Genomic DNA, 1783 nt, shown 5'->3' with positions numbered 1-1783 from the left:
CCACCGAAGTGCTTGGCCAGCACGTTGGTGATAGCTGCAGTCAGGGTGGTTTTACCGTGGTCAACGTGGCCGATGGTACCCACGTTAACGTGCGGTTTATTACGCTCAAATTTTTCTTTAGACATGATCGTCCCTCTAAACTAACGCTGAGTACGCGGTGGCAAGCTAACCACAGAACAGTTTATATGATGGATTTGAATCTGGTGGGAAAGAGAGAGGTACTGATGGCTGGTTCGCTTGCCGAACTCACCCTAGGGTGCGGCTCTGCTAACGCCTGAGCCATATCAGCATCTTGGAGCGGGCAGCGGGAATCGAACCCGCATCATCAGCTTGGAAGGCTGAGGTAATAGCCATTATACGATGCCCGCATTTCTCTAACCCAAAGAACTCAAACCGCAGAGAAATATGGTGGAGGGAGAAGGATTCGAACCTTCGAAGGCAGAGCCGTCAGATTTACAGTCTGATCCCTTTGGCCGCTCGGGAACCCCTCCAGACGCCAGATTGTCACAACGGTAATTCTGCTTGCACCCGTTGTGTTTATCGCTTTTGCACCGCAAATAGACGACAGACAGTCAAGCGTCGCGCATTTTATTGTAAGGTTTTGGGGGATGCAACCATTGAACCCGGCAAAATATGCTTTATTGCTGGGAAGTTTGCAAAAAAGCGGGGGCAAACAAGCCAATCCTGCTGCGTCCCTTGTCGCTCCCCCACCCTTGGTGTATGGTCGCCGTGCCCAAGAAACAGTGATGACACCATGACGACAGAGCATAACCCCTATCTGCAATTCACCCGCGAACAATGGGCGTTATTGCGCGATTCGGTCCCCCTGACCCTGACCGAACACGATCTGCAGACCCTGCGCGGGATCAACGAGAAGGTGTCATTGCGGGAAGTGGAAGAGATCTATCTGCCTCTCTCCCGCCTGCTCAATCTCTATGTCAAAGCCAAACAGCGTCGCAGCCGGGTGCTGGAGCAGTTTCTCGGCCAGTCCCGCGGCAAGGGCACTTATATCATCAGCATTGCCGGCAGCGTGGCGGGGGGCAAAAGCACCACGGCCCGTATTCTGCAGGCCCTGTTGGAGCGCTGGCCGGAACATCCACGGGTGGAGCTGGTCACCACCGACGGCTTCCTCTATCCCAACAAGGTACTGGAAGAGCGCGGCCTGATGCGCCGCAAGGGGTTCCCGGAATCCTACGACATCCGCCATCTGGTGGAGTTTGTCGCCAACATCCGCGCTGGTCACGAGAAGGTCGAAGCGCCGGTTTACTCCCACCTTATCTACGACATCATTCCCGATGAGAAGAAGGTGGTGGAGCAGCCGGACATCCTGATCCTGGAAGGGCTCAATGTGCTGCAAAGCGGCATGGATTACCCTCAGGAGCCCCATCGGGTCTTCGTGTCGGACTTCGTCGACTTCTCTATCTATGTGGATGCCGATGCCGAACTGCTGCGCACCTGGTATATCGAACGCTTCCTGAAATTCCGCAGCGGCGCCTTCTCGGATCCCGACTCCTACTTCCATAACTACGCCAAGCTGGCGGAGAGTGAGGCGACCCAGATCGCCAGCAACATCTGGCAAGATATCAACTATCTGAATTTGCAAGAAAATATCTTGCCAACGCGTGAGCGAGCCAACCTGATCATGACCAAGGGCCATGAGCACGCCATCGAGCAGATCAAACTGCGCAAATGATGACGGCGGTTGCCGGTGTCTAGTCCTGAAATAGGTTTACACATTTTCAACTAGCATTTTTCTACTCAGAACCCTCTATGTACCGCATCG

The 1783-nt window shown here is 54.2% G+C and carries 2 protein-coding genes and 2 tRNA genes; 1 reads left to right on the top strand and 3 read right to left on the bottom strand.

Annotated elements, in window-relative coordinates; translation table 11 throughout:
- The 3 genes from G5179_RS20770 to G5179_RS20760 form a co-directional block, all read right to left on the bottom strand.
- Window positions 1-125 (bottom strand): GTP-binding protein (locus G5179_RS20770; RefSeq protein ID WP_234887766.1); only part of this gene is annotated, 125 nt, incomplete at its 3' end.
- A gap of 168 nt (window positions 126-293) precedes the next feature.
- Window positions 294-368, bottom strand: a tRNA-Gly gene (locus tag G5179_RS20765).
- Window positions 369-406: 38 nt separating this feature from the next.
- Window positions 407-491: transfer RNA gene (locus G5179_RS20760), tRNA-Tyr, on the bottom strand.
- 263 nt (window positions 492-754) lie between these two features.
- On the opposite strand from G5179_RS20760, the gene coaA reads away from it, so the two are divergent.
- A complete protein-coding gene (coaA, locus tag G5179_RS20755) occupies window positions 755-1693 on the top strand; it encodes a type I pantothenate kinase (RefSeq protein ID WP_005339877.1) in 939 nt (312 codons plus the stop codon).
- Window positions 1694-1783 lie beyond the last annotated feature (90 nt).

Source organism: Aeromonas sp. 600886, assembly GCF_049174935.1.
Taxonomy (GTDB): Bacteria; Pseudomonadota; Gammaproteobacteria; order Enterobacterales; family Aeromonadaceae; genus Aeromonas; species Aeromonas veronii_A.
This window is presented reverse-complemented; position numbering and strand designations above follow the sequence as displayed.

Coding starts and splice junctions, on each gene's coding strand:
- coaA (WP_005339877.1), top strand. CDS start 755: ATGACGACAGAGCATAACCCCTATCTGCAATTCACCCGCGAACAATGG.